We start from the raw sequence: 25624 nt of genomic DNA, 5'->3' as shown, positions 1-25624 counted from the left end.
AAGAGGCTGCTCCTATATGCCCGGCTTGCCAATGGACATTTAATTAAAGAAGGTAAATTTAAATCCCCCTACAAAAAGTAAGGGGATTTTTGCGTATGCATGCTATTTAGACATTTTACGAACTGAAGGGGTCTCATATTTAAGTAAAGAATTATCCAGTTCGTTTTGAATAGTAAGTGGGTCTAAATGGTCACCAATAAATAGAAATTCTGATAGCGTTTTGCTTGGAATTTGTTCAACATAAGTTTCTTCCTCTGAAAATACTTCGATAGAAGACCCGATTTGTGAAAAATAATACGTTTGTTTTTCTGAAGGACTATAACATACTGCCTTTGTACGTAATATTCCATCAGGAAGTTGTTTGAAAAACTCTTCAAGACCTTCCATAGAAACGGGAAAAGGACTACGATAAATATACGTATCAATTCCATAATCACTAACGAGCATGAGTGTTTTTTTCTGCTCAAATAATTGTAATTGAAAAGTGTAAAGCTCATGAGGGTTACGCCACTTTCTCATGTTTTTTTCCTCGAAAAGCTTACTATCCCTTTTGAAATCATTCAGAGTAACAATTGTAGCTAGTGGATTTAGCTTATTTAAAAACCATTGTAACTCAGCTAAACGTTCTTGGTTAATCTTGTCATTGTTTCCGATGACAATGGTGTCTGCCATTTCTAATGGTGCAATTAAAAGTTCTCCAATTGATGATTCATATGTTTCTCTCCCGTCCGATGATGCAACATACTTTGTAGAAGAATATTGAAACCAGAAAGTAACCGCATCAACAACATGGACATGTGCCACGTTTACGGGATCATCGTCTTCCAATTTGAAATAATGAGGAAAGTGAAGTTTGATATTTGAAAACCTTTCTAGATCAATAATGATCGAGTCCATTTTCTTATTAGTTCGTTCCATTAGAATAGAAAGTAGATCCTTTTCAGTGAATATCTCTATATCGTGCACTACTTCGGTTAGTATATTATCTTGAATAAACTCTTCCTCAAAAATTTCTCGATTTTCTACAGTACGGTCTCGAAAAAGAATAACTTTAGACTTGTTTTGTAATTTCATGTTCTGAATTAAAGAAGATTTTATACTGTCAGACATCCCCGTTACTAATGTAATGGGAACTTGTTTTTCCGCTGTCATTGTTACCTCCCTTCTGGTAACTTACATCAATAGCCTCTATAAAAGGAGAACTCCAAAAGTCTGAGATTCTTTAACACAGACAGCTGCGCTTTCCTATTACCAACTGGATTTTTTGACACCAGGAATTTGTCCCTTATGTGCTAATTCTCTAAATGCAATTCTTGAGAGTTTAAATTTGCGAAGAACACCTCTCGGTCTCCCTGTCATTTCACATCGTCTAGCAAGACGGTTAGGGTTTGAATCCTTAGGAAGCTTTCGTAACGCCTCGTAATCTCCCTTAGCTTTTAATTCTTTTCTTAACTCCGCATATTGAGCAACTAAAGCTTGTCGTTTTCTTTCCTTAGCTACCATTGATTTTTTAGCCATAAATCTTTTATCCTCCTTAACGGTTATAAATCGTAACCGTTTCGTTTTGTGTATGTTATTATCATAGCGAAAAAATATTAGTAAGTAAAGGAAGCAAACAAATTAAGTTGCGATCATTGTTAATGACATGCGTGAGATTAACATTAACCCTGAGATGGTGAAGCAGGTTTAAATAAAAAGTCAGTTTTTGTGACTACCTCAAAATATCTTACAAATAATATTGTTACAGCTATTATTATGTCAATGTAACAACATTCAGTGAATTTTTTTGCAATATATGTAAAAGTTTGTGAAAAAGCATTTACCCAATTAGAAGTAAGAGATAAGATGGAGTAAGTGAATATTTTAAAACCTAACAAAATTTGAGTAATGGATTCAGAAAGCTAAGGAGGACATAAAGATGAAAAAATATACACTTGATTGGAATCGATATACTGACTTGGCGCGAACTGCAGTTGCAGAAGGTGCCGTTTTATTGAAAAATGAAAAAGAGACACTGCCAATAAAGGCAGGAACGACTATTTCCATTTTCGGACGTAATCAGTTTAATTATTTCAAGAGTGGGACAGGCTCAGGTGGTATGGTAAACGTATCGTATGTGTCAAGTCCGCTTGATGCTTTGAAAGATTGTCCTGATATTCATTTAAATCAATCTTTACTTCAAGTTTATGAGGATTGGCTAGAGGAAAATCCGTTTGATAAAGGTGAAGGTTGGGCAGGCGAGCCGTGGTCTCAAAAAGAAATGCCTGTAACCGAAGAGATGGTTGCTGATGCAGCAGTAAACTCTGATATGGCGTTAATCATGATTGGAAGAACAGCTGGTGAAGACCGTGATAATACTGCAGATCCCGGGAGCTTTCTATTAACGGATGTAGAAAATAAGATGATTGAAATGGTCACGAAGGCATTTTCAAAGACAGCAGTTATTTTAAATGTTGGAAATATTATCGATATGAAATGGGCAATCGACTTTAATCCAAGTGCTATTGTCTATGGATGGCAAGGTGGTATGGAAGGCGGAAATGGACTGATTGACGTCCTGACAGGAAAAGTTAGCCCATCTGGTAAATTAACGGATACCATTTCCTATTCTATTAATGATAATCCGTCAACTGAAAACTTTGGCCATGAGGATATAGGCATTTATCAGGAAGATATTTATGTAGGTTATCGTTATTTTGAAACCTTCGCAAAAGATAAAGTTCTGTACCCATTTGGATTTGGTTTATCCTATACAAGCTTTGCAACCGAGGTTATTGAAGCTACAGAAAGTGAAGGAATAATCAACTTAAAAGTCAATGTTACAAATACAGGTAAGATAAGTGGTAAAGAAGTAGTTCAGGTTTACGTTGAAAAGCCGCAGGGTCTCCTCGGAAATCCTTCACGTTCACTCGTTTCTTTTGCTAAAACCATGCTACTTGAAGCTGGCAAACGCCAAACACTCGATATATCCATCCCTGTTAATGATTTTGCATGCTATGATGATAACGGAGTTACCGGATATAAATCGTCTTACATATTAGAAAAGGGAACTTACCGTATTTATGCTGGGACAGACGTCAGATCTGCAAGCCCTGTCTTTGATTACAATATAGATGCATTACAGGTGATAGAATCGTTAAGTGAAAATATGGCACCTGTCACGCCATTCCAAAGAATAAAACCAATTGCAAATGAAAATGGGTACGAGGTAGCTTATGAGAATGTGCCATTGCGTACAATCGATGTACAGGAAAGATATTTAAGTGAACGTCCAACGAGTCGTGAATACACGGGTAACCGTGGGCATAAGCTAACAGACGTTTATCATGGTAAAGTTTCACTCGATACTTTCCTTGATCAGTTATCGGATGAAGATCTTGCGAGCATCGTTCGTGGACAAGGAATGAACTCCCCTAGAGTCACACCAGGTACTGCCGGTGCCTTTGGAGGGATTTCAGATAAACTTAATGATTTTAGCATTCCAGCAGTTTGCTGTGCGGATGGTCCATCTGGCATTCGCATGGACATAGGTACAAAAGCATTTTCATTACCTAATGGTACGCTTTTAGCCTCAACCTTTAACTTGGAGTTAATCGAGGATCTATTTGAAATGACTGGACTTGAAATGCGTAAAAACCGAGTTGATACACTTCTTGGACCTGGCATGAATATTCATCGTAATCCATTAAACGGACGTAACTTCGAATATTTTTCTGAAGATCCGTATCTCACTGGAAAGATGGCTGTTGCCCAGCTAAACGGTATGCATCGAGTAGGTGTAACAGGTACACTAAAACACCTTAGTGCAAATAATCAAGAATTCCACAGGCACGACATCAACTGTATCGTCTCTGAAAGAGCACTAAGGGAAATATATTTAAAAGGGTTTGAAATGGCAGTTAAAGAAGGTAAAGCCTACTCAATGATGACAACATATGGTGGAGTCAATGGTATTTGGACTGCCGGACTTTATGATCAAAATACCCGTATTCTACGTGACGAGTGGGGATTCGACGGAATTGTTATGACTGATTGGTGGGCTAAAGTTAATCAAGAGGGTGAAAAAGCGAATCGGGAAAATACTGCTGCGATGGTTCGTTCTCAAAATGATTTGTACATGGTTGTTGGAGAGCCTGAGGCAAATCCATTTGAAGATAACACTATTTCATCCATTGAGGATGGTACATTAACAAGAGGCGAACTATTACGGAGTGCAGCTAATATCTGTAAATTTATTATGCGTTCTCCTGTCATGGAACGTACGCTTGGTTTAAATGATGGCGCGATTGACGTAATTGGTTTAGATGAAGAGGTGGAAGAAGAGCTGGATTTTGACGTTTCATATCAGCATGTAAAAGACGGTGAAAGTATCAATCTTATGGATGTTGATACATCTACAGGCAGTTCACATGCTTTCGCAATCTCGGTTGATCAGTCTGGTATGTACGAGGTGACACTAACGGTACGTTCCTTCGCGGGTGAACTTGCTCAGATGCCTGTTACAATATTTGCAAATAATATGCCAGTAGCGACGCTCACATTTAACGGTACCGGAGGGGAATGGGTATCTCAAACGAAGCAAATGTTTTTTGTAAATCAACATAATTATCTAAAGCTCTATTTCTCACTTGGCGGTCTTGAAGTGAAGGAAATAACATTTAAATTAGCAAATTCCTTTAGTATGAGAAATTTATAAGCCAAAGTTTAGTTAATATAGAAAGCTGCCTGAAAACAGGCAAAAGACATCCCTGGAAAGAGAACAGGGATGTCTTTTTTCGTGAAACATATGTTCATTCAGTTTTTTCTCGGCATGATTTACCTTTATTGGCTTTAATCAATTTGTCATGATCTACAATTTTTCCGTTAATGACTACGGATGGTAAATGTTGAATCGAATAGAAATCACGTTTCTCAGCAAATTCGTTGTCTCTTTCATGATATAGTTTTATTTCACAATCTGAACATGCTGTTGCTTTTACATCCTCGATGAAGCAGTGGTCGGACTCAAGGTTTTGTATAAACACTTCAATCTTCATGGCTATTGTCATGATCTCCTTTCATTATTGATTGTATGACGGGACATTGATCTTTGAGAATAGGATGAGGAGTATGAGATTTGAGTAAGACCTTTTTCAATAGGTGCTTTTGGTGTTGTAGCTGAGCTATTTTAGATTCGATTTGCTTCAATTTTTCCTCAGCTAGTGCAAACATAGTCGATGTCTCCACTTCTTCGGAAGAATAAAAAATCATTAAAACTTGTCGAATTTCTTCTAGTGTTAGCCCTAACGCCTGTGCGGATTTTATAAATCGAATATCCTCAATTGTCTTATGTGTAAAAAGCCTATATCCTGACTCAGATCTCGTTGCTTCAGAAATAAGCCCACGTTTCTCGTAGTATCTCACGGTCTCAATACTCACCTGGGATAATTGTGCAATACGGCCGATAGTGAGCCCACCCATTGTCATTCCTCCTTTTCTCAAGATCTTCCATCATATATTTATTATCAACCCTCATCTATACTTCAGGGTCAAACATTTATTAAAGAGGAGTATAAAAAGCACTAGCATAAGAAGTCACGCATGAGACGTAATCCATGCGCCAACTGACATTGGAAATTATCATTGAAGTTATAAGGCCATTCAAGGCCTCGAATCATATGTATGGGGATGACACTGCGGGAACACTTTCATTTTATCATGTTTCCAATAAGTACAGAGTGTAACTTCATGAGTTGTTAAGTTCGTTTAAGAAAAATCACGAATTAAAGTAGCAGTGAATACATTTTTAACTTTCAACAAGAAGGTAAAGCTAAGGAAGGAAGGGAATAGAAAATAGAATAAATTTTTACAAACTAGTTTTTTATATGTAATATGACTAAATTGTCACTTAAGAGTCACCGGACAGTCATTTTAGCCAGTTATAGTAAAGTCAGCAAGAATAAATGGAGGTTATGAGATATGGAAATCTTAAAAATAGAAAATCTGTCTAAAGTGTACGGAACTGGTGACACAGTAGTAAAAGCACTTGATGATGTATCGTTTAGTGTGAAAAAAGGTGAGTTTGTCGCGATTATTGGTCCTTCTGGTTCTGGTAAATCAACACTGCTTCATTTGCTTGGGGGAGTAGATCGGCCATCAGGGGGTAAGGTATTTGTAGATAATACCGATATTTATAAGTTGGATGAAACGCAGTTAGCAGTTTTTCGAAGAAGACAAATCGGTTTAATTTATCAATTTTATAATCTTATTCCAATTTTAACGGTCGAGGAAAATATTACACTGCCGCTGCTATTAGATGAGCATAAAGTAGACAAGGCACAATTTGATGATATTGTTAAAATACTTAATTTATCTACACGATTGAAACATCTGCCTAATCAGCTGTCAGGTGGTCAACAGCAACGTGTTTCAATAGGACGTGCGCTCATTAGTAATCCGGCAATTATGTTAGCGGATGAGCCAACGGGTAATCTCGATAGTAAAAATAGTCAGGAGATTATGGCGCTCTTTAAAATGTTTAATAGAACGTTTAACCAAACTTTAATTGTAATTACACATGATGAACAAATTGCCCTCCAGGCTGATCGCGTTATTGCGATAGAAGACGGCAAGGTTGCTAAGGACGAGGTGATTCGACCATGAACATCATGCATAAGCTTACATTAAGACATTTAAAAGAGAACAAACGAAGAACGCTCGTAACAATCATAGGGACTATCATTTCTGTAGCGATGGTTACCGCTGTTGCTACGTTAGCAATCTCCTTCCTTGATCTCATGCAGCGGCAATTAATTGCCGATAAAGGAGAATGGCATGTTAGCTATTTTCATGTGAGTGCAGAACAAGCGGAAACAATCGAAAATGATCCATCGACGGAGCTACTTATTCTGTCAGGTGACCGAGGATATAGCTATTTAGAGGGAGCTCACAATCAATATAAACCATATATCTTTATTAAAGAATACAATGAAAATGCTTTTGAAAAAGTGCCAATAAGTTTGAGGGAAGGAAGATTTCCTGAGGAGCCCGATGAAATTGTACTATCCTCAGAGATATTGGAGAATACAGATGTTGCATATCGGATAGGAGATACGATTTCGTTTGAAGTAGGTAATCGGGTTTTACAAAATACTGAAGCACACCTTGAAAGTTTCATTGATCAGCAGTATTCACTGGAGATACTGGACGGTGAAGTTACTGAATCGATAGAGAATACAAAAACGGAAACGTATGAGATTGTTGGGATTATTGATCGTCCGAATTGGGAATATTCATGGTCTCCGGGTTACACAGCAGTAACGTATACAGATGTGTCGTTAATTTCAGATAACCATCCTACTACTGCCTCTGTAATACTGAATGATGTGCAGAATTCCTTGTTTTTTCATGCAGAAGAATTAGCAAAACAAATTCATCTCGGATCGGATAATCTTAGTTTTAATCATGAATTACTTCGCTATCATGGAATAACAGATAACGATAATTTACAAGTCACGATGTACTCTTTGGCTGCCATTATTATGACAGTAATCATTGTTGGTTCTGTTGCTTTAATATACAATGCTTTTGCTATTTCGGTATCCGAGCGCGCGAGACATTTAGGAATGCTATCGAGTGTTGGAGCAACGAAAAGCCAAAAGAGAAACTCAGTTTTCTTTGAAGGTGCCATGATTGGTTTAGTCAGTATTCCACTAGGTATTATTTCTGGGCTAGTCGGAATGGGTGTAACATTTTGGTTTATTAATAGGTTGCTGCAAGGTGCATTAAATGTTACTGAGAAATTAATTGTTGTTGTGACACCGATGTCTGTTTTGACAGCAGTTTTAGTCTCTACCTTAACGATATTTATTTCCACTTATCTACCAGCGAGAAAAGCATCAAAAATATCAGCCATTGATGCAATTCGTCAAACGACAGATGTAAAGCTAACAGGTAAAGCGGTAAAGACGTCTACACTCATACGTAAATTATTTGGAATGGAAGCGGAAATAGGCTTGAAAAACATAAAAAGAAATAAGCGGAAATACAAAGTCACTGTTTTCTCGCTGACTGTTAGTATTATTTTATTTCTAGTCGTCTCGTTCTTTACGTACTCACTAGAAAAGTCCATTGAGCTATCACAACAACAAATTAATTATGATATACAATTGACGACTTCAGGTAATATGGAATTCAATGAACTGTCGGTGGAGGCGATTACTAGTTTAGAAGATGTTACTAGTTTTTCTATGATGCAAGAGACATATTCCTTTTATGCGATGGTAGAAGAAGGGGATATCTCTGAAAGATTAAAGGAAATAGTAGAAGATGACCCTAGTATATTAGAGGATGGCCACTATCCATATTTTACAGAAATTCATGCATTGGATGATGAAAGTTTAAAGACATATGCGCAGGAAATTGGAATGAATGTGTCGCCTTTATTGGACGAGAAAACATTTTCGGCCATCGTTGTAGATAGAGGTGTATATGAGGATGTTCAGGCAGGAAGGTTTGTTGAGTTTCATTCTATTCATACATCTGAAGGAGAGCAATTAGATATATATTTTGATGATTGGGAAAATGACAAGAAAGATTTCGTAAGTACATTGACGATTGAGGCACTAACGGATCAGCTACCTATGGGAGTTACAACTGGCGGTGGCATATCAGAGATAAAAGTCTTTGTCTCAGAAGCAGTATTCCAGAATCTCATAGATCTTGAAGGCAGGGCTATCTCTCGGGACTACATCTATTTGAATAGCTCAGACCCATTAAAAACACAGGAAGAAATCGAGGACATTGACGAGAACTTATATATTTACAATGTGTATCAATCTCGTCAGCAAAGTGAACAGTTAGTTTTACTGATGTCTGTGTTTATATATGGTTTTATCGTGTTGATTACAGTTATTTCAATTGCTAATATTTTTAATACTATTTCCACGAGTATCTCTTTACGTAAACGGGAATTTGCAATGTTGAAGTCGGTTGGAATGACGCCTAAGTCATTTAATAAAATGATGAACTATGAAAGTATTTTTTACGGGATTAAATCGTTACTGTATGGTATACCGATAAGCATTGGTATCATGTATCTTCTGTACAAAGCAATGATGAACACATTTGAATATCGTTTTGAGGTTCCCTGGATGAGTATTCTTGTTGTCGTGATCGCTGTTTTTGTCATTGTCGGATCTGCAATGCTTTACTCTATATCAAAAGTGAAAAAAGAGAATATCATTGAAGCTTTGAAACAAGAAAATATTTAATTCGGTTCTTACGAACAAGCATGGAGAATGTTCTTTATGCTTGTTTTTTGTGGTTGTAGTAATGTTGTATAAAATTGTGGAGATTCTAAAAGTAACTAAAACGGGTCTAGTTAACCAACTTCATCATTGAAAAATTTGTAGTTTAAAAGGCAAAGGAGATCCGTCCCTATTAGTAAAAAAACGAAGTACCAAAGAATTGGCTCTCCGTTTTACTATGTTTTTTAACGGTAGTATGGGTAAGGTGGATAATAAGGATAAGGTGGGTAATAGTATCCAATACCAGGTCTTGGTGCTAAAAGTGCCCCAGTAGCAAGTCCTCCTAAAAATCCTAATCCCAATCCAACTCCAACCCCAGGTCTACCAATCCCATAGCCTGGTCTACCATAACCGAAACCAGGTCTTCCAACCCCATAGCCCGGTCTGCCATAACCAAATCCTGGCCTTCCTACTCCAAGTCCAGGACTACCTACTCCAAGTCCAGGACTACCTACTCCAAGACCAGGACTACCTACTCCAAATCCAGGACTTAAAATTCGTTGATCATTACCATCAATTAATTCCTGATTCATTGCTTCAGGGTAACGGTGATATGAATAACCAATTGTCAAAACAAACCCCTCCTAATAATTTCATACACTAAAGGATATGCTTAAGTAGCCTATTTGGCTGGGTATTTGTCTTATGTCCTTATAATTTTCAGTCACTGTTTATGAATCTGAACTTTTTAGGGTTGGGACAAGAATAAGGGAGCAGAGCAGATTATTATGTTTTCAAGCGAGAAGGATGTGGAAGAAACAAAGTTATAAATGAGAGGGCAGCATGTTCAGTGTAAAGCAATATTAGAATGTACGTCATGATCTGACGACTTTTTATAACATGTTTACCTCACAAAATGGTGGGTATTGAAATGTATACAAACAAAGAAAGGCGTTGGTATGATGTTAAGATGGTCAATTATATTTTTTATCATTGCAATTATAGCAGCATTCTTCGGCTTTATTGGAATAGCTGGTGCAGCAATTGAAATTGCTAAATTTATATTCTATATTTTCGTCGTATTGTTTATCATTTCCCTCATTGGTAGTGCTATCAAAAGATAAACACTATTAGGGACGGTTCTCATTTGCAATAATTAATTCGCACTTTTTAGGGTTCGGACAGAGTTGAGTAATGAATGAACAAGGGTATCTGTCTGGAAAAGAGAATGATACAGACAGAGTTGAGTAATGAACAAGGAACTCTGTCCGAAAAAGAGAAGCAATCGGACAGAGTTGAGTAATGAGCAAGAGACTCTGTCCGAAAAAGAGAAGCAATTGGACAGAGTTGAGTAATGAACAAGGAACTCTGTCCGAAAAAGAGAAGCAATTGGACAGAGTTGAGTAATAAACAAGGAACTCTGTCCGAAAAAGAGAAGCAATCAGACAGAGTTGAATAAGAAACAAGGAACTCTGTCCGAAAAAGAGAAGCAATCAGACAGAGTTGAATAATAAACAAGGAACTCTGTCCGAAAAAGAGAAGCAATCAGACAGAGTAGAATAATGAACAAGGAAATCTGTCCGAAAAAGAGAAGCAATCAGACAGAGTTGAGTAATGAACAAGGAACTCTGTCCGAAAAAGAGAAGCAATCAGACAGAGTTGAGTAATGAACAAGGAACTCTGTCCGAAAAAGAGAAGCAATCAGACAGAGTTGAATAATAAACAAGGAACTCTGTCCGAAAAAGAGAAGCAATCGGACAGAGTAGAATAATGAACAAGGAACTCTGTCCGAAAAAGAGAAGCAATCAGACAGAGTTGAATAATAAACAAGGAACTCTGTCCGAAAAAGAGAAGCAATCAGACAGAGTTGAATAATAAACAAGGAACTCTGTCCGAAAGAGAGAAGCAATCAGACAGAGTTGAATAAGAAACAAAGAACTCTGTCCGAAAAAGAGAAGCAATTGGACAGAGTTGAGTAATGAACAAGGAACTCTGTCCGAAAAAGAGAAGCAATCAGACAGAAATGATAAAGCTTCTCAGAAACACTCACTGATAGTATGAAGAATCGAGAATGTAAGCAAATCAGAAACTTAAATCAGTAAAAAACATGTTGTTGATGATACCATACGCTTTTATACATTTTCCAATAGTAATTTATCTATAATATGTTTCTTTTGTCTTTCCAACTGCTTCAAAGTTGTTCTTTAATACCCTACAAATTGTCCTTCTATTTAATTCTGTATTGCACCATTCAGAAATGATTTTAGTAGTAATTTTTTGTCCTGGTAATAGCAGTTTGAATTCGTTAATATGACGAAGAATGACTTTGCTTATTTTTTCACGTTCCCCGCAATTACCGCAAACAAAGTTATACTTTTCAATTGACATATAATAGGAGATACATTTATTACAATAAACGCCTTTTTGTAACTGATCATAATGATAGCTAGGAGGTAAAGAGAAAGGGGTCTTTGGATGATGTAATGATAGTAACTTTTTCGCTAATTGTTTGTCACTATTAGTTAGCTTAGAAGGCACATTGTTTAAATTAGATATAAAACGATTTACTTGGGATGGAAGTATAATAGAATTATCCATGGAAGCTTGATATAGGGTAAAATGAGGATTGATAAAAATAGCGGTCGATTCAACAAGATAATTACATTTGAGGATCCTAAGTAGTTGGGAGAAGAGAGTTTCACTTCTTTTTAACTGGTTAATGGGATTCTTATATTCCCATCGTGTTTTTACAGAAAATATTTTATCAGATTCCATGTAACAATCGCCTTCAAAATTTTTTATATCAATAAGATAAATAATCCCCTGTGAAATAATCAACGTATCAATTTGAAAATATGAATTATTAACTTCTAATAACAAATCATTTAGAATTAGTCTTTCTTCTTGAATATTTTCGATTAGTTGATCAAATTTGATTTCACCTTCGAATCCTTTTTCAAGATTTAAATAGCGAAACTTGTCCTTCTCATTTAACTTTATTCGTCTATTTAAATAACGTAAAATGAGTAATTCATCCGACTCAAACCTCTTCTTAAGAATCATAGGTCACAACCTTTCATATTTATAAGTACATTCTATACAACATTACATGATTGCTTTTCCATAAAATATGTATAATTTGTTAATTATTTTTTGCATAGTCATTAAAAAAGCATATTATTTTACGTTTCCTCCGTTTTGTAAACTATATTTAAATAGTCTCTTTAGAAGATAGCTACTTGTCACTACTTCTTCAAGCTCGTGATTTGAAGGCCTACAAATTATTCCATTCTAGGAAACTTTATTTTTATATTTACTATATTAATAAAATGAATTATAATATCATAGTAATTCCGACTATTTTTATAAGATATGAGGTGATTGGATGGCTTTGCAGTCATTAAAAGAACAGAAAACGAATGTCCAAACTGAAACACCATTACCACCTATGCAGTTGAATCAATTTATTATTGGATTTATCGCATTTATTATTTTAGGTGTGGTCACATACACAATTGCTGGCTTACAAATGTTGATTCTTTTATCATTTGGACTTATATTAGGATACACGCTTTTTCACGCTCGATTCGGGTTTACGTCAGCGTTTCGCCGATTTATGGCCGTTGGAAATGGTGAGGCTTTACGTGCGCATATGATTATGTTGGCAGTCGCAATTACTTTATTTGCACCAATTTTACATTTGGGAATTGGGTTTTTTGGTGTTGATCCATCAGGATATGTTTCTCCAGTTGGAACAAGTGTTATTGTTGGTTCTTTCTTGTTTGGTATTGGTATGCAGCTTGGAAATGGCTGTGCTTCGGGAGCGTTATACCAAATTGGTGGTGGTCGAACGTCTGCCATTATTGTTCTAATTGGCTTTATTATTGGTTCTGTGTTCGGTGCTTGGCACTTTGAGTTTTGGACAGTAACAGCACCTAACTTACCTCCAATTTCACTTGCTGAGGATACTAGTTTAGGTTTTATTGGTGCATGGATATTGCAATTAGCAATTTTCGGAGGAATCATTTTACTAACGATTATTGTAGCGAAGAGACGTCGCTCTCCAAAAATGGCAGTACTTCCGACAGCAGCAGGCTGGAAAAAAATTATTCGTGGTGCTTGGCCTTTATGGGTGGCAGCAGTCATTTTAGCTGTTTTTAATGCTTTAACGTTAATGGTCAGTGGTGCTCCATGGGGTGTTACGGGGGCATTTGCTCTATGGGGATCAAAAATTGCTCAATTTATTGGAATTGATGTATTGCAATGGGGGTACTGGTCTGGCGGCCGAGAGATTCAGCTTGAACAATCAGTTTTCCAAGAAACAACAAGTGTGATGAACTTCGGAGTTATAGCGGGCGCATTTATGGCAGCTGCAGCAGGTGGAATATTAAGTTTTAAAAAGAAAATTCCATTTAAGATCATCATGGCCTCATTAATTGGTGGATTATTAATGGGATATGGTGCAAGGCTTGCATACGGATGTAACATCGGAGCTTATTTCGGTGGTATAGCATCGTTTAGTGTTCACGGTTGGGTTTGGATGATATTTGCGATGATAGGAACATATATTGCTCTGTTTATTCGCCCACTATTTGGGTTGAAAAATCCTAAATCTACTGATAACTTCTGTTAAGAACGAAGGAGGTCGTATTCTATCGAATACGGTCTTTTTTCTATTGTTTTAAGTTAATCGGGACGGTTCGAGACCGCTGAAAAAGTAGAAACCTTGATATTTTATTGTATTAATATTCAATATATCTGATTATAGAATAGGTTGATGAGACCGGAGCAAGCGAGACTCCTGCGGGAGAAAAGGCAGGGGTGAGACTACGTAGATGCAAAGCATCAAGGAGGCTCACCAGCCGCCCGCGGAAAGCGAGTTTGCAAAGGTCTCATCAACTTCTATATTCAGATAACTTTATATTTATTAGTCTATACTTAAAATGAAAGTACTTTTTCACTGGTTCCGGACGGTTCTCATTTGCCAATTAATTATGTACGTATTCTACAATTATTTCTGACAAATGAGAACCGTCTTCCTTTTGGCGATCACTTATGCAATCATGAGGAGATACATCATCACTCTGGAATGCATTAAAACATAATTTTATTGCAAAAATAAAACGTAATTATGTATACAAATCAAGTACGATCTAGGAAGTTTATAATTAAACACCTAGTACTCGGCAAGCAAGAACTGTCCCCATTTGCCATTACTTCAAATAAGGTAGGCGAATGTAAAAGTTTGTTCCTTTATTAACTTCGCTTTTTACACTTAGCTTTCCATTCATTGACGCTATTATCTTGATGGCTACCATCATTCCGAGACCGGTGCCTTCACTTCCTTTAGTTGTAAAGTAAGGTTCGCCTAAACGTGCTAGTTGTTCTTTCGTCATGCCTTTACCATTATCAGATATTATTAGCATAATTTGTTCATTCGTTATTTCTGCATTTATTTTAAGCGTGCCTGTGGCGGGCATTGCCTCAATACAGTTTTTTGTTATATTCAATAAACATTGTTGGAAAAGTTGGTCATCACCTTTAGTGTATACTTCCTCTAATTCGGTTTCTACTTTAACCCCTTTCATATTGGCTAACGGTAAAATGAGGTTAAGGGTGTGTTGTATCTCTTCTTTTATATTCAATGTTTTTACATTTTCAGGGGCAGGTTTTGCAAAAGTTAAATAATCACTAATTATTTCATTTGCCCGATTAACTTCATCAATAGCAATTTTTAAATAACCTTTTCTTTGACTATCGGGTAAATCATTTTGCATCATTAATTGCAAAAAGCCTTTTACAACAGTGAGTGGATTTCTAACTTCATGTGATACAGAAGATGCAAGATGACTTACTACTTCCAATTTTTCTGCTTTAGCTAGTCGCTTATTGATAAAAAGACTTTCATTGAAAACTTCAGAAAAATAAATAAGCAATGCTGTTGAGATTATTGTAAGTATGATGTATAAGAAAAAAAGCGTGGCACTAAATGGCATACTGAAAATGAAAATGGAGTTTAACAATGCTAAAATTGCAGCTGTTAGAGAAAGCGCAGTTCCTAGTATTACTTTTTTTGTACGTGTAGATTGATTAAAAGATTTGTACATTGTACTTAATAAAATTGTTAATAAAGTGATGACAATGATTGTAGCTGTTGCACCTAAACCACCAATTATGAAGCGACAAATGATAATAACGCCACCTAATATAAGAATAGATGGAATACCACCATATAATCCAGCTATTGTAAGTGCTACTAATCTTAAATCAAAAAAATAACCGTCCATTACAGGTATAGGAAAGGACATGCAACTAATAATGGCTAATGAAGCGGATATGATATATATCCATTTTTTCTTACGGTACGTCATTAATTTGCAATTTAATTCGGAAATAATAGGTATAAAAAGTAAGAAAACAATTAAAAAAAGAAAATTTAATAAAAGTTCCTGTAAACCCAACATAGCATTCCGCCTGTTCACGATTTTTATTTATTAGGAGGTTAACCTAATAGATTTCAAAACTTTCTAAATTTAATTCTACCAAAAATTACTGATTGGGGGAAATATGAATGTCGGAGACACTTAGAGACCGCTGAAAAAGTACAGAGCAACTTTTTCCGTGCCAATAAACTCAATGGCAATGGCTCCGTTCGATGTGTGAACCTTATTTTTATAAGTTCTCCCACTAAACATAAGTAAACTTCCACGGGTACCGGACAGTTCTCGTTTTCCAATTAATAAACAATAACTTTCCACCATTGTTAATCGGTAAAAAATAGACGTCCGAGAAGGGTAGCCAGTCAGTACCTTTTACTCTATTATAATAAACATAGAAGGCAAGGAAGAACCGTCCCCTTTAGCCAGCTTACTAATAAGAGAAAGCAGGATAAACTTATGACATGTAAAAGTTGTTTAATAGATGAAGTGATTTATGAAATTAAAATTGATGGGGATGAGAATGTATCTTTCATTGGTGAAGTTGTAGAGCACTTTAGGCGTAATAATTTTAAAGTCTCCTTTGCAAGTAATATTATCAAGCTAGAGGAGACAGGAGTAATTGACCTATTTGATTTCATCATGGATCATATGCCCGCACATCATGTATCTTTTCGAACGAATGGTGGAGAGTGGCGTCCGTTTTTAGAGATTAAAGAAGCATACAAGTTAAGGTGGATTGATGACGTAATTGAAAATGAACGTCTTACTTGTTATTTTCAACCAATTGTAAATCAAGAAGAAGAGATATTTGGATATGAAATTTTGGCAAGATTTCAGAAAGAAGATGGAAGTTTAATATATCCTGGTGAGATTTTTGACGCTGCAAGAAAAAGAGGGCGTTTATATGCATTAGATAAATTATGTAGAATGACAGCAGTGAAGTTTGCAGCCAGAATACAAGATAAAAAAGCATTTATTAACTTTCTTCCGACGTCGATTTACTCACCGGAGTTCTGTCTACGTTCAACAGTAAAGTTAGCCAGCGAATTAAACCTGGATCCCCACCAATTAGTATTCGAAGTAGTAGAAACGGAGAAAGTTGATGATATTGCTCACTTGAAAACAATACTGTCTTACTACAAAGAAAAAGGATTCGAGTATGCATTGGATGATGTAGGTGAAGGTTATAACACTTATACAATGCTGGAGGATATTTCACCACAGTATATGAAGCTAGACATGCAATATGTACAAGGAGTTTTTGAAGATGAGAAGAAACAACAGGTGGCTAAAAAGTTTTTACAAAAGGCCAAAGAGATAGGAGCCACACCTTTAGCAGAAGGTGTAGAGGAAACAAACGACTATCAATGGTTGAAAAAGATAGGATATGAATTGTTTCAAGGATATTTATTTGGAAAACCATCCCCACACCTATAAGGGGAGACTAATGGGGACGGTTCGAGACCGCTGAAAAAGTGTAAAAATTAATATATTATTGCATTATTATTCAAAGTACCTTATTTATAGATTTATAGAAAGAGTTGATGAGACCGAAGCAAGCGAGACTCCTGCGGGAGCAAAGGCAGAGGTAAGACCCCGCAGATGCGCAGCATAGAGGAGGCTTACCAGCCGCCCGCGGAAAGCGAGTTTGCATAGGTCTCTTCAACTCCTCTATACTAATAACCTTATATTTATTAGGGAGCTCACTAAATGCAAGTACTTTTTCACTGGTTCCGGACGGTTCTTGTTTGCCAAATTAAAAATATCTCATTACTCATGCAAATGAGAACCGTCCCTGTTAGCAGTCCCTGTTAGCCAACACTAAATTCTTTATCTTTTTATTCATAACTGCCCACTCTCATTTCATAGTTTAATTTAGTATCTTTATATAACTGTAGGGTTCTCGTTTGGCAATTTTTATCATTGAAAAACGAGGTAGGACAATAGGCAAACGAGAACCGTCCCTTCTTGCCGTCCTTACTTGGAAGGAGTTCTCACTTTTTTAAGGGAAATAAATAGTTTATAATTATCAGATAATAGTAGATATTTTAACCTATTAAAAACTATAATAGAGGAAGGTATCGTGAAGTTTGGCACAAAAAAGGATTGTTTTTAGGTAGCAGCTTGTTAATAAAATAATTCAACCAGAAGTACCTATGTCTTTTTTGCAGATTTTAGGGGGAAAGGAAGATTATATAATGAGCAGCATTCAAGAAGAAACAGACGTTATTTTAATTGGTGCTGGAGTCATGAGTGCGACTTTAGGATCATTATTAAAAGAGCTAGCACCGGAATGGAACATTAAAGTATTTGAGAAGCTTGAAAAAGCAGGGGAAGAAAGCTCTAATGAATGGAACAATGCTGGAACAGGGCATGCAGCATTGTGCGAGCTAAACTATACATCCGAACAGCCTGACGGGTCTATAGATATTAGTAAAGCAGTAAAAATCAATGAACAGTTTCAGATATCGAGGCAATTTTGGTCTTATTTAGTTAACAGTAATCTCATTCGTAATCCTCAAGACTTTATTATGCCAATACCTCATATGAGTTTAGTCCAGGGGGAAAAAAATGTAACATTTTTAAAGAAAAGATTTGAAGCGCTCTCAAATAATCCCTTATTTGAAGGAATGGAATATACCGAGGACGATGAAAAACTGAAAGAGTGGATCCCTCTTGCGATGGAAGGTCGTACGTCTAATGAACCGATAGCTGCAACAAAAATAGATTCAGGAACAGATGTAAACTTTGGTGCATTGACACGGACACTGTTTGATCACTTAAAGAGTAAAAATGTAGAGTTTCACTACAAACATAGTGTTGAAGATTTGAAACGTACAAGTGATGGCTCTTGGGAATTAAAAGTGAAAGACCTACACACGAATAAAAAAGAATATCATAAAGCAAAATTCGTCTTTATTGGGGGCGGCGGAGGAAGCCTACATTTATTACAAAAATCTGGCATACCTGAATCAAAGCAAATTGGAGGATTCCCTGTAAGCGGCTTGTTCTTAGTATGCAATAATCCATTTGTTGTTGAGCAACATCATGCGAAGGTGTATGGAAAAGCTAAAGTTGGTGCGCCACCAATGTCAGTCCCACATCTAGACACTAGGTATATAAATAATGAAAAGTCACTTCTATTCGGACCTTTTGCAGGCTTTTCACCTAAGTTTTTAAAATATGGTTCAGTGTTCGATTTGCTAACTTCAATAAAGCCTAATAATGTGCTTACGATGCTAGCTGCTGGAGCAAAGGAAATGTCATTGACAAAATACTTGATTCAGCAAGTTATGCTCTCACATGAAAAGCGGATGGAAGAATTAAGAGAGTTTATTCCTAACGCTAAAAATGATGACTGGGAAATTGTTGTTGCTGGTCAGCGTGTGCAAGTGATAAAGGATACGGAAAAAGGAAAAGGAACTTTACAGTTTGGGACGGAAGTCGTTAGTGCAGAGGATGGCTCGATTGCTGCATTGCTCGGTGCTTCACCAGGTGCATCAACAGCAGTCAACGTTATGCTAGAAGTATTAGAAAAATGCTTCCCAGAGCACATGATTGGATGGGAAGGGAAAATTAAAGAAATGATTCCATCCTACGGTGAATCTTTAGTAGAAAACCGAGAGCTGTTCAGAGAAATTCATAAACATACAGATGAGACGCTCGGTCTTTGTGAAAAAGAACCTGTTTATAGTTAGTTGTCTCAACAGATATAACAAAATAACGATGATTTTTAACTTTAAAGTCATGTAATGATCCACATAAATCACTACTGTTAATTTGGGTTGTTAGTGATTGCCCGGCGAGTAGCATATGGGACTATTAGAGATAAATGATTAATAATTATATAGTAAAAACGAGACAGTTTTAGAAAGTGAAGAAGCTGTCTCGTTTTTTATCATAATACTCATGTTAGCTACGTTCATATTTTTCTTGATTTGGAAAAAGAGTGGAAAAATTTATGATACAATTAAATAGTAAAGAAATTTATTGTAAAAAAATGCTATTATATCGGAGAGATTGAGTAAGAAAATACTATTAAGGGAGGTGGAGTGTTCATGATCAATATTTTTCTTGGTTTACTGTTTATATTCTTCAAACCAAATCTAAGCTTCTTGGACATAGGTATTGCATATTATATAACCAACATCATTGGATATATTTCAATATTTTTTGGAGTAAAGGAATTGGCAAGAAAATATAACGGTATCGTAAAGGTCCAACCATACGTTATCTTCATGATGATTCACAGTATTATCTTTTTACTTTTGAATGTTTCTGGTAATTCTCCTTTAACTATTGAAATGTCCTCTTACATGGCTGTTATATCTTTAATTGGGTTAGGTTTTATCATTGTAGGTACGTTTTTGGTATTTATCATTATCTCTAAACTTATTGAAGTACTGAAGGTTGAAACAAGTAAAACTGTTAGTGCAAGAAAGTTAGAATTGGTGTGTGCGGCAATGATGATTACATTTTTTTTAACAGGAGTAAGCTATTTCTTATTCCCACTGACTCCAGAAATACCTCAAATGATGATGGGTATTTTATTGTTTTTGAAGGTAATATTTTTATTTGGATTTTATAATGTGTTTCTTCGTAATAGAGAAAGTATAGTTGAGCATTACTGATACTGTTTTAACGTTGCTAGTCAATGAATGAGAGTGTTTGGAGCAAAAAGCAAGCTGCTGTTGCTTTTCTACTACAACAGGGTTCTTGAACAGAGAGAGAACTTCCTAAATGAAGAAACATCAAGGGAGAATTAGATATGACTCAGTATATTTATATTTCTTCACCAATGAGGTTACCTGGGGGATCATTCGGTGAAAATCCGGTATCGTCAGAGCAACCGAATGTTTTTAATAGTGAATTAGATTTTACACATTTATATTTTGAAAATAACTACGATAGCAACTTAAAACGAAGGTTTTCATATAGTCCACATTTTTCTTTCAAACATCAAGTGGCAGCATTCTCTAATCATATTCCTCTAACCAATCAAATAAAGGGAACGGCAGAACAAGAAAAGTGTTTAACCATACTCTATTCCTACCTTGAAGAAGCAATTCAAAATAGTGGAGTTGTAGAGTATTTCACTTCATTAAATGGTGAAGAGGATAATCCACTATCAAAAAAGAGAAATATTCATTGGATGGATTTAAAAAAACCGCATGACTTAGTTTTAGAAGATCGTGAATTTTGGCAAATCACCCTTTGGAATGTAGATGATTACTGAAGTAATAGTGAAAAAAGCGTTCGCTAGTACTTTAAGAGATAAGACGACATGCGATTGCTTCTAAGAAAAGACAAAAAACGAGCTTTAGCAAGCTCGTTTTTTGTTTTTCTTATACTAATTTCGGATAAGGTGGTCAAAAGCACCTAATGCTGCTGTTGCACCTGATCCCATAGAAATAATGATTTGCTTATATGCACTATCCGTACAATCACCAGCTGCAAAAACACCTGGAACGTTTGTAGCACCGTGGCGATCCACTAGAATTTCACCAAAGCGGTTACGTTCTATGACACCATCTAGCCATTCGGTATTAGGGACAAGACCGATTTGAACAAAAACACCTGCTAATTCAACGTGATGCTCTTCTTCTGTATCACGATCAATATACGTAATACCGTTCACTTTATCGTCCCCTATGATTTCCTTCGTTTGTGCATTTTTAACGACAGTTACATTTGGTAAGCTATATAGGCGCTCTTGTAAAACTTCATCAGCCTTTAGCTCAGGCATGAACTCAAGTACTGTTACATGCTTTACGATACCTGCAAGATCAATTGCAGCTTCGATACCAGAGTTACCACCGCCGATAACAGCTACGTCTCTACCTTCAAATAACGGACCGTCACAGTGAGGGCAATATGCTACGCCCTTGTTTTTAAACTCTGCTTCACCAGGGACACCAACATTACGCCAGCGAGCACCAGTTGAAATGATGACACTCTTACTTTTAAGAACTGCACCATTTTCAAGTTCAAGTTCAACAAGGTCTTTTTTCTCTAAGCGTTTTGCACGCTGTAAATTCATTACATCAATATTATATTCCTTCACATGCTCCTCAAGACTAGCTGCAAGCTTAGGACCTTCAGTATATTTTTGACTAATGAAGTTTTCAATACTAAGTGTATCCATAATTTGACCACCGAAGCGCTCTGCAACAATACCAGTACGAATACCTTTTCTCGCTGCATAAATAGCCGCACTTGAACCTGCTGGACCACCACCAACAACGAGGACATCGAATGGATCTTTATCCTCAAAATGAGATGCATCTGGTGCATCCGTGATTTTTGCAAGAAGCTCCTCAAGTGATGCACGGCCACTCGTTAAAAATTCACCATTTAAATATACTGTTGGCACAGCCATGACGTCTCTACTTTCAACCTCATGCTTAAATGCAGCACCATCAATCATAGTGTGTGTAATTCCTGGGTTAAGGACGCTCATGACGTTAAGTGCTTGTACAACGTCAGGACAGTTGTGACAGCTTAAGCTTACGTATGATTCAAAATGGAATTCTCCTTCAATGCTTTTAATTTGATCAATAGCACTTTGATCAACCTTAGGTGCTCTACCACTAACTTGGAGTAGAGCTAGCACTAATGAAGTAAACTCATGTCCTAAAGGAATACCAGCGAATGTAACACCAGTATCTTCACCAACACGGTTGACGCTAAAGCTTGGTGTTCTATATAGCTCAACTTGTTCAACAGTAATTTTTGACGACATATCAGCGATTTCATTCACTAACGATAACATTTCTTTTGAAACGTTATCATCGCTCACGCTTACCTTTAAAACGATGTCGTTTTCTAGTAATTGTAAGTATTGCTCTAATTGTTGCTTTATTTCAGCTTCTAGCATCGATATCGACTCCTTAAATCTTCCCTACAAGATCAAGGCTTGGCTTAAGTGTTTCTCCACCTTCTTGCCATTTAGCAGGGCATACTTCACCTGGATTGTTACGAACATATTGTGCTGCTTTAATTTTATTCACTATTGTACTAGCGTCACGGCCAATACCTCCAGCGTTTACTTCTACAGTTTGAATAACACCGTCTGGATCAATGATGAATGTTCCACGATCAGCAAGACCACTTTCTTCATTTAAAACTTCAAAGTTACGAGAAAGTGTTTGAGATGGGTCACCAATCATCGCGTAAGTAATTTTTCCGATAGTTTCTGAGCTATCGTGCCAACCTTTATGTGTAAAGTGTGTGTCTGTTGATGCAGAGTACACTTCAACTCCTAAATCTTTTAATGTAGCATACTCATTTTGAAGATCTTCTAGCTCAGTTGGACAAACGAATGTGAAGTCTGCTGGGTAAAAGCATAATACGCTCCACTGACCTTTGAAGCTTTCCTCCGTTACATCGATAAATTCACCGTTTTTAAAAGCTGTTGCTGCGAATGGTAGTACTTCTTTTCCGATTAAAGACATAGATAAAATCCTCCTAAAAATATTGTAGTTTTAAGAACTTTTATTAGCATTCCCAAAATTGCTGTAAAAAATTCTTTATCGATAATAATTCTAATTCGATACTTATTATTATATAGAATTGAATGTTTTGTCAAGTAGTATCGGTGTATTTTTTTATTCGTTCAAAAACTTTACACACTATGTAAAGAAAAAGCGAGAAAGAATAAAATGGTAGTTATTCGTTTTAAGAACGCGCAAAGAAGTAACGTTCAAAAATTAAAACATTGATTACTACTGAACATTCTCAATTGTAATTATGTTTTTCTCACTGTTCAAGAAATATGCTTCATGTAGTCGATTTGTGTAAAAAAATAATAAAATAATCTGCAATGATATAAAGAATATTTCCAAACAAACAACTTGAAAATAAAAAGGAAAAGCAGCACAATAGATACATACTAAAATATAGTATCTTAACTTTCGTTAGGGGGAGTGTTGAATGGAAATCGGGATTAGTACGTTTGTAGAAACGACACCTGATACTGTGACAGGTGAAGTGATTAGTCATGCAAAGCGTTTACGAAATGTAATTGAGGAAATAAAGCTAGCTGATGAAGTAGGGTTAGATGTATTTGGTGTCGGAGAACATCACCGAGAGGATTTTGCCGCATCTTCACCAGCAGTCATTTTGGCAGCAGCAGCATCACAAACTAAAAATATTCGCTTAACAAGTGCTGTAACAGTACTTTCTTCCGCTGATCCGGTCAGGGTATTTCAAGACTTTGCAACTGTCGACGGAATATCTAATGGAAGAGCAGAAATTATGGCAGGGAGGGGTTCGTTTATCGAATCATTTCCGTTATTTGGCTACGACCTTCATGACTATAATGAGCTTTTTGACGAGAAGCTGGAGCTCCTTTTAAAGATAAGGGATTCGGAAAAGGTCACTTGGAAAGGGAAACACCGTCCAGCAATTGATCATCTCGGTGTATATCCTCGCCCAATTCAAAACCCACTACCTGTATGGATAGGAAGTGGTGGGAACCCTGAATCGGTTATTCGTGCTGGGCGACTTGGGTTACCACTTGTTTTAGCTATAATAGGTGGAAGTCCCATGCAGTTTGCACCGTTAGTCGAGTTGTATAAAAGAGCTGCAGCTGAAGCTGGTTATGACCCAGATACCTTACCCGTAGCATCTCACTCTCACGGATTTATTGCAGAAAATACAGAAACTGCTGCAGATAAGTTCTTTGCACCAACCCAATATGTCATGAATGTCATCGGTAGAGAGCGTGGGTGGAGCCATTATGGGCGTGCTACATATGATGCTGCCCGTAGCTTTGAAGGAGCACTTTATGTTGGCGATCCTAAAACAGTAGCCGAAAAAATTATTCATTTGCGAAAAAATGTTGGAATTACAAGATTTATGCTACACGTTCCGGTAGGATCAATGCCGCATGAAGATGTCATGAATGCAATCAAATTATTAGGAACAGAGGTTGCGCCTATTGTACGAGAAGAAATAGCCAAATGGGAAAAAGGACAATGAAATCGAGAAAAATAGAATTTTTTTATTAATAATTTAGATAAATCAATTTCATCATTCACTTTTATAAAACATCATACTATCAAAAGTATATTCTCATTAATAAATTTTATTGTTACCTTAACTTTGTTGTTGATTTTCACTTCAGGACACTCGCTTGCCTCGGGCAAGGCTTCAGCTAATCGGGGGAACCCCACCCCGATGGATCTTCCGCTCTTGCTTTTCCCGCAGGCGTCTCGTACCCTTCGTTTCAATCAACAATACTTTGTACAAAACCGGGTAATTATACTTGCTACTGAATACTAAATTCGACATTCATGTAGGTACTCCTTTTTTCATGTTTTGAGACCCTTGGCCTGTAAGGGACGAAAATGATGAAATTCATTCAGATGATTTCCAATAAACAAAAAAGACACTTCTATCGAACTTCTATTTGGAATATGATCATATCATCTTGTGAAAAAGTTAGCCTTACATTTGTAGAAAATTGAACCTAATTTTCTTAAGGAATTAACGGGTTATATAGGTAATTATTATTAAAATGAGAGAATCTTTAGCAAAGCTAAATTTAGTGGAGACAAATTAGGTAATTAGTGCTACAATGTAAAAGGTTAGTTTTTATAAGATTATTTACTTATTTAAAAGGGGGTTTTCACATGTCACCTTCAAGAATTTTGAAGTGGGTTACAGGCGGACTTGAAGCGATTCTAGCAATTCCAGTTTTAGGTGCTTCTATCATTATCGGACTTTTATGGATTCCTTTATTTGTTATGTTAGTGTTGCACATCATTACACTTATCTTGACTAAAAAAGATGGTGGAAAAACAACTGGAAGTATTTTAGGTATCGTTACTTCTTGTGTTGGTTGGATTCCTTTCGTTGGATGGGTGATGCACGTTCTTACAGCGATCTTCTTAATGATCAATGCATCTCAACCAGACAACGCTTCAGCTAACAAGCCAAGCGCTGCATAATAAA

General features: G+C 36.4%; 20 protein-coding genes. 11 read left to right on the top strand and 9 right to left on the bottom strand.

The window, feature by feature from the left end:
• Window positions 1–102 precede the first annotated feature (102 nt).
• A complete protein-coding gene (locus tag BCELL_RS21040; RefSeq protein WP_013490819.1) occupies window positions 103–1152 on the bottom strand; it encodes a GTP-binding protein in 1050 nt (349 codons plus the stop codon).
• Between the two features lie 96 nt (window positions 1153–1248).
• Entirely contained in the window at window positions 1249–1518 is a 270-nt protein-coding gene (gene rpsN / locus BCELL_RS21035; protein ID WP_013490818.1) for a 30S ribosomal protein S14, read from the bottom strand.
• 400 nt (window positions 1519–1918) lie between these two features.
• Between rpsN and BCELL_RS21030 the strand changes: the two genes are divergently transcribed.
• Window positions 1919–4696: a glycoside hydrolase family 3 protein gene (locus BCELL_RS21030; RefSeq protein WP_013490817.1), complete on the top strand. Its 2778-nt coding sequence runs from the start codon at window positions 1919–1921 to the stop codon at window positions 4694–4696.
• 94 nt (window positions 4697–4790) lie between these two features.
• Here the strand turns inward: BCELL_RS21030 and BCELL_RS21025 are convergent, their stop codons facing one another.
• Together BCELL_RS21025 and BCELL_RS21020 are read right to left on the bottom strand one after the other, a co-directional pair.
• Complete coding sequence (locus BCELL_RS21025) at window positions 4791–5048, bottom strand: hypothetical protein (protein ID WP_013490816.1); 258 nt, start codon at window positions 5046–5048, stop codon at window positions 4791–4793.
• Window positions 5026–5460 (bottom strand): MerR family transcriptional regulator, encoded by a 435-nt coding sequence (locus tag BCELL_RS21020; RefSeq protein WP_013490815.1) that lies wholly within the window; start codon window positions 5458–5460, stop codon window positions 5026–5028. The genes BCELL_RS21025 and BCELL_RS21020 overlap by 23 nt, the downstream gene beginning before the upstream one ends.
• Window positions 5461–5958: 498 nt before the next feature.
• On the opposite strand from BCELL_RS21020, the gene BCELL_RS21015 reads away from it, so the two are divergent.
• On the top strand, window positions 5959–6642 hold the full coding sequence (locus BCELL_RS21015; protein WP_013490814.1) for an ABC transporter ATP-binding protein: 684 nt from the start codon (window positions 5959–5961) through the stop codon (window positions 6640–6642).
• On the top strand, window positions 6639–9251 hold the full coding sequence (locus BCELL_RS21010) for an FtsX-like permease family protein (protein ID WP_013490813.1): 2613 nt from the start codon (window positions 6639–6641) through the stop codon (window positions 9249–9251). The genes BCELL_RS21015 and BCELL_RS21010 overlap by 4 nt, the downstream gene beginning before the upstream one ends.
• A gap of 221 nt (window positions 9252–9472) precedes the next feature.
• On the opposite strand, the gene BCELL_RS21005 is transcribed toward BCELL_RS21010, so the two are convergent.
• Window positions 9473–9784 (bottom strand): hypothetical protein, encoded by a 312-nt coding sequence (locus BCELL_RS21005; RefSeq protein WP_425357465.1) that lies wholly within the window; start codon window positions 9782–9784, stop codon window positions 9473–9475.
• A gap of 405 nt (window positions 9785–10189) precedes the next feature.
• Here BCELL_RS21005 and BCELL_RS21000 point away from each other — a divergent pair, with 405 nt between their 5' ends.
• Window positions 10190–10351, top strand: a complete 162-nt coding sequence (locus tag BCELL_RS21000) for a DUF1328 family protein (protein WP_041809261.1) — start codon at window positions 10190–10192, stop codon at window positions 10349–10351.
• Window positions 10352–11381: 1030 nt separating this feature from the next.
• On the opposite strand, the gene BCELL_RS20995 is transcribed toward BCELL_RS21000, so the two are convergent.
• Window positions 11382–12290 carry a nuclease-related domain-containing protein gene (locus tag BCELL_RS20995; protein ID WP_013490810.1) on the bottom strand — a complete coding sequence of 303 codons (909 nt, stop codon included), beginning with the start codon at window positions 12288–12290 and terminating at the stop codon, window positions 11382–11384.
• A gap of 322 nt (window positions 12291–12612) precedes the next feature.
• Between BCELL_RS20995 and BCELL_RS20990 the strand changes: the two genes are divergently transcribed.
• Window positions 12613–13860: a YeeE/YedE family protein gene (locus BCELL_RS20990; protein WP_013490809.1), complete on the top strand. Its 1248-nt coding sequence runs from the start codon at window positions 12613–12615 to the stop codon at window positions 13858–13860.
• Window positions 13861–14440: 580 nt separating this feature from the next.
• Here BCELL_RS20990 and BCELL_RS20985 read toward each other — a convergent pair.
• Window positions 14441–15691 carry an ATP-binding protein gene (locus BCELL_RS20985; RefSeq protein WP_013490808.1) on the bottom strand — a complete coding sequence of 417 codons (1251 nt, stop codon included), beginning with the start codon at window positions 15689–15691 and terminating at the stop codon, window positions 14441–14443.
• Window positions 15692–16123: 432 nt separating this feature from the next.
• On the opposite strand from BCELL_RS20985, the gene BCELL_RS20980 reads away from it, so the two are divergent.
• From BCELL_RS20980 to BCELL_RS20965, 4 genes are all read left to right on the top strand, one after another.
• Window positions 16124–17104, top strand: a complete 981-nt coding sequence (locus BCELL_RS20980; RefSeq protein ID WP_013490807.1) for an EAL domain-containing protein — start codon at window positions 16124–16126, stop codon at window positions 17102–17104.
• Window positions 17105–17865: 761 nt separating this feature from the next.
• Window positions 17866–19365, top strand: a complete 1500-nt coding sequence (locus BCELL_RS20975; protein WP_013490806.1) for a malate:quinone oxidoreductase — start codon at window positions 17866–17868, stop codon at window positions 19363–19365.
• 360 nt (window positions 19366–19725) lie between these two features.
• Complete coding sequence (locus tag BCELL_RS20970; protein ID WP_013490805.1) at window positions 19726–20298, top strand: hypothetical protein; 573 nt, start codon at window positions 19726–19728, stop codon at window positions 20296–20298.
• A 137-nt stretch (window positions 20299–20435) separates the two neighbouring features.
• Window positions 20436–20903 (top strand): hypothetical protein, encoded by a 468-nt coding sequence (locus tag BCELL_RS20965; RefSeq protein WP_013490804.1) that lies wholly within the window; start codon window positions 20436–20438, stop codon window positions 20901–20903.
• A gap of 114 nt (window positions 20904–21017) precedes the next feature.
• On the opposite strand, the gene ahpF is transcribed toward BCELL_RS20965, so the two are convergent.
• The gene (gene ahpF / locus BCELL_RS20960; protein WP_013490803.1) at window positions 21018–22544 is read right to left on the bottom strand and encodes an alkyl hydroperoxide reductase subunit F; all 1527 of its coding nucleotides are present in this window, start codon (window positions 22542–22544) and stop codon (window positions 21018–21020) included.
• A gap of 13 nt (window positions 22545–22557) precedes the next feature.
• Window positions 22558–23121: an alkyl hydroperoxide reductase subunit C gene (gene ahpC / locus BCELL_RS20955; protein WP_013490802.1), complete on the bottom strand. Its 564-nt coding sequence runs from the start codon at window positions 23119–23121 to the stop codon at window positions 22558–22560.
• Between the two features lie 478 nt (window positions 23122–23599).
• On the opposite strand from ahpC, the gene BCELL_RS20950 reads away from it, so the two are divergent.
• Together BCELL_RS20950 and BCELL_RS20945 are read left to right on the top strand one after the other, a co-directional pair.
• Window positions 23600–24649: an LLM class flavin-dependent oxidoreductase gene (locus BCELL_RS20950; RefSeq protein WP_013490801.1), complete on the top strand. Its 1050-nt coding sequence runs from the start codon at window positions 23600–23602 to the stop codon at window positions 24647–24649.
• Window positions 24650–25302: 653 nt separating this feature from the next.
• Entirely contained in the window at window positions 25303–25620 is a 318-nt protein-coding gene (locus BCELL_RS20945) for a membrane protein (RefSeq protein WP_013490800.1), read from the top strand.
• Window positions 25621–25624: the final 4 nt, after the last annotated feature.

It is taken from the genome of Evansella cellulosilytica DSM 2522 (assembly GCF_000177235.2).
Taxonomy (GTDB): domain Bacteria; phylum Bacillota; class Bacilli; order Bacillales; family Salisediminibacteriaceae; genus Evansella; species Evansella cellulosilytica.
The sequence above is the reverse complement of the archived record's forward strand: the minus strand, read 5'-3'. Positions and strand labels throughout refer to the sequence as shown.

What these genes read in the sequence shown, in the direction of transcription:
- ahpC (WP_013490802.1), bottom strand. Translation starts at nt 23,121, where the DNA reads ATGTCTTTAATCGGAAAAGAAGTACTACCATTCGCAGCAACAGCTTTT.
- BCELL_RS20945 (WP_013490800.1), top strand. Translation starts at nt 25,303, where the DNA reads ATGTCACCTTCAAGAATTTTGAAGTGGGTTACAGGCGGACTTGAAGCG.
- BCELL_RS21040 (WP_013490819.1), bottom strand. Translation starts at nt 1,152, where the DNA reads ATGACAGCGGAAAAACAAGTTCCCATTACATTAGTAACGGGGATGTCT.
- BCELL_RS21025 (WP_013490816.1), bottom strand. Translation starts at nt 5,048, where the DNA reads ATGACAATAGCCATGAAGATTGAAGTGTTTATACAAAACCTTGAGTCC.
- BCELL_RS21010 (WP_013490813.1), top strand. Translation starts at nt 6,639, where the DNA reads ATGAACATCATGCATAAGCTTACATTAAGACATTTAAAAGAGAACAAA.
- BCELL_RS20995 (WP_013490810.1), bottom strand. Translation starts at nt 12,290, where the DNA reads ATGATTCTTAAGAAGAGGTTTGAGTCGGATGAATTACTCATTTTACGT.
- BCELL_RS21015 (WP_013490814.1), top strand. Translation starts at nt 5,959, where the DNA reads ATGGAAATCTTAAAAATAGAAAATCTGTCTAAAGTGTACGGAACTGGT.
- rpsN (WP_013490818.1), bottom strand. Translation starts at nt 1,518, where the DNA reads ATGGCTAAAAAATCAATGGTAGCTAAGGAAAGAAAACGACAAGCTTTA.
- BCELL_RS20950 (WP_013490801.1), top strand. Translation starts at nt 23,600, where the DNA reads ATGGAAATCGGGATTAGTACGTTTGTAGAAACGACACCTGATACTGTG.
- BCELL_RS20970 (WP_013490805.1), top strand. Translation starts at nt 19,726, where the DNA reads ATGATCAATATTTTTCTTGGTTTACTGTTTATATTCTTCAAACCAAAT.
- BCELL_RS21000 (WP_041809261.1), top strand. Translation starts at nt 10,190, where the DNA reads ATGTTAAGATGGTCAATTATATTTTTTATCATTGCAATTATAGCAGCA.
- ahpF (WP_013490803.1), bottom strand. Translation starts at nt 22,544, where the DNA reads ATGCTAGAAGCTGAAATAAAGCAACAATTAGAGCAATACTTACAATTA.
- BCELL_RS21030 (WP_013490817.1), top strand. Translation starts at nt 1,919, where the DNA reads ATGAAAAAATATACACTTGATTGGAATCGATATACTGACTTGGCGCGA.
- BCELL_RS20990 (WP_013490809.1), top strand. Translation starts at nt 12,613, where the DNA reads ATGGCTTTGCAGTCATTAAAAGAACAGAAAACGAATGTCCAAACTGAA.
- BCELL_RS20985 (WP_013490808.1), bottom strand. Translation starts at nt 15,691, where the DNA reads ATGTTGGGTTTACAGGAACTTTTATTAAATTTTCTTTTTTTAATTGTT.
- BCELL_RS21020 (WP_013490815.1), bottom strand. Translation starts at nt 5,460, where the DNA reads ATGGGTGGGCTCACTATCGGCCGTATTGCACAATTATCCCAGGTGAGT.
- BCELL_RS20980 (WP_013490807.1), top strand. Translation starts at nt 16,124, where the DNA reads ATGACATGTAAAAGTTGTTTAATAGATGAAGTGATTTATGAAATTAAA.
- BCELL_RS20975 (WP_013490806.1), top strand. Translation starts at nt 17,866, where the DNA reads ATGAGCAGCATTCAAGAAGAAACAGACGTTATTTTAATTGGTGCTGGA.
- BCELL_RS20965 (WP_013490804.1), top strand. Translation starts at nt 20,436, where the DNA reads ATGACTCAGTATATTTATATTTCTTCACCAATGAGGTTACCTGGGGGA.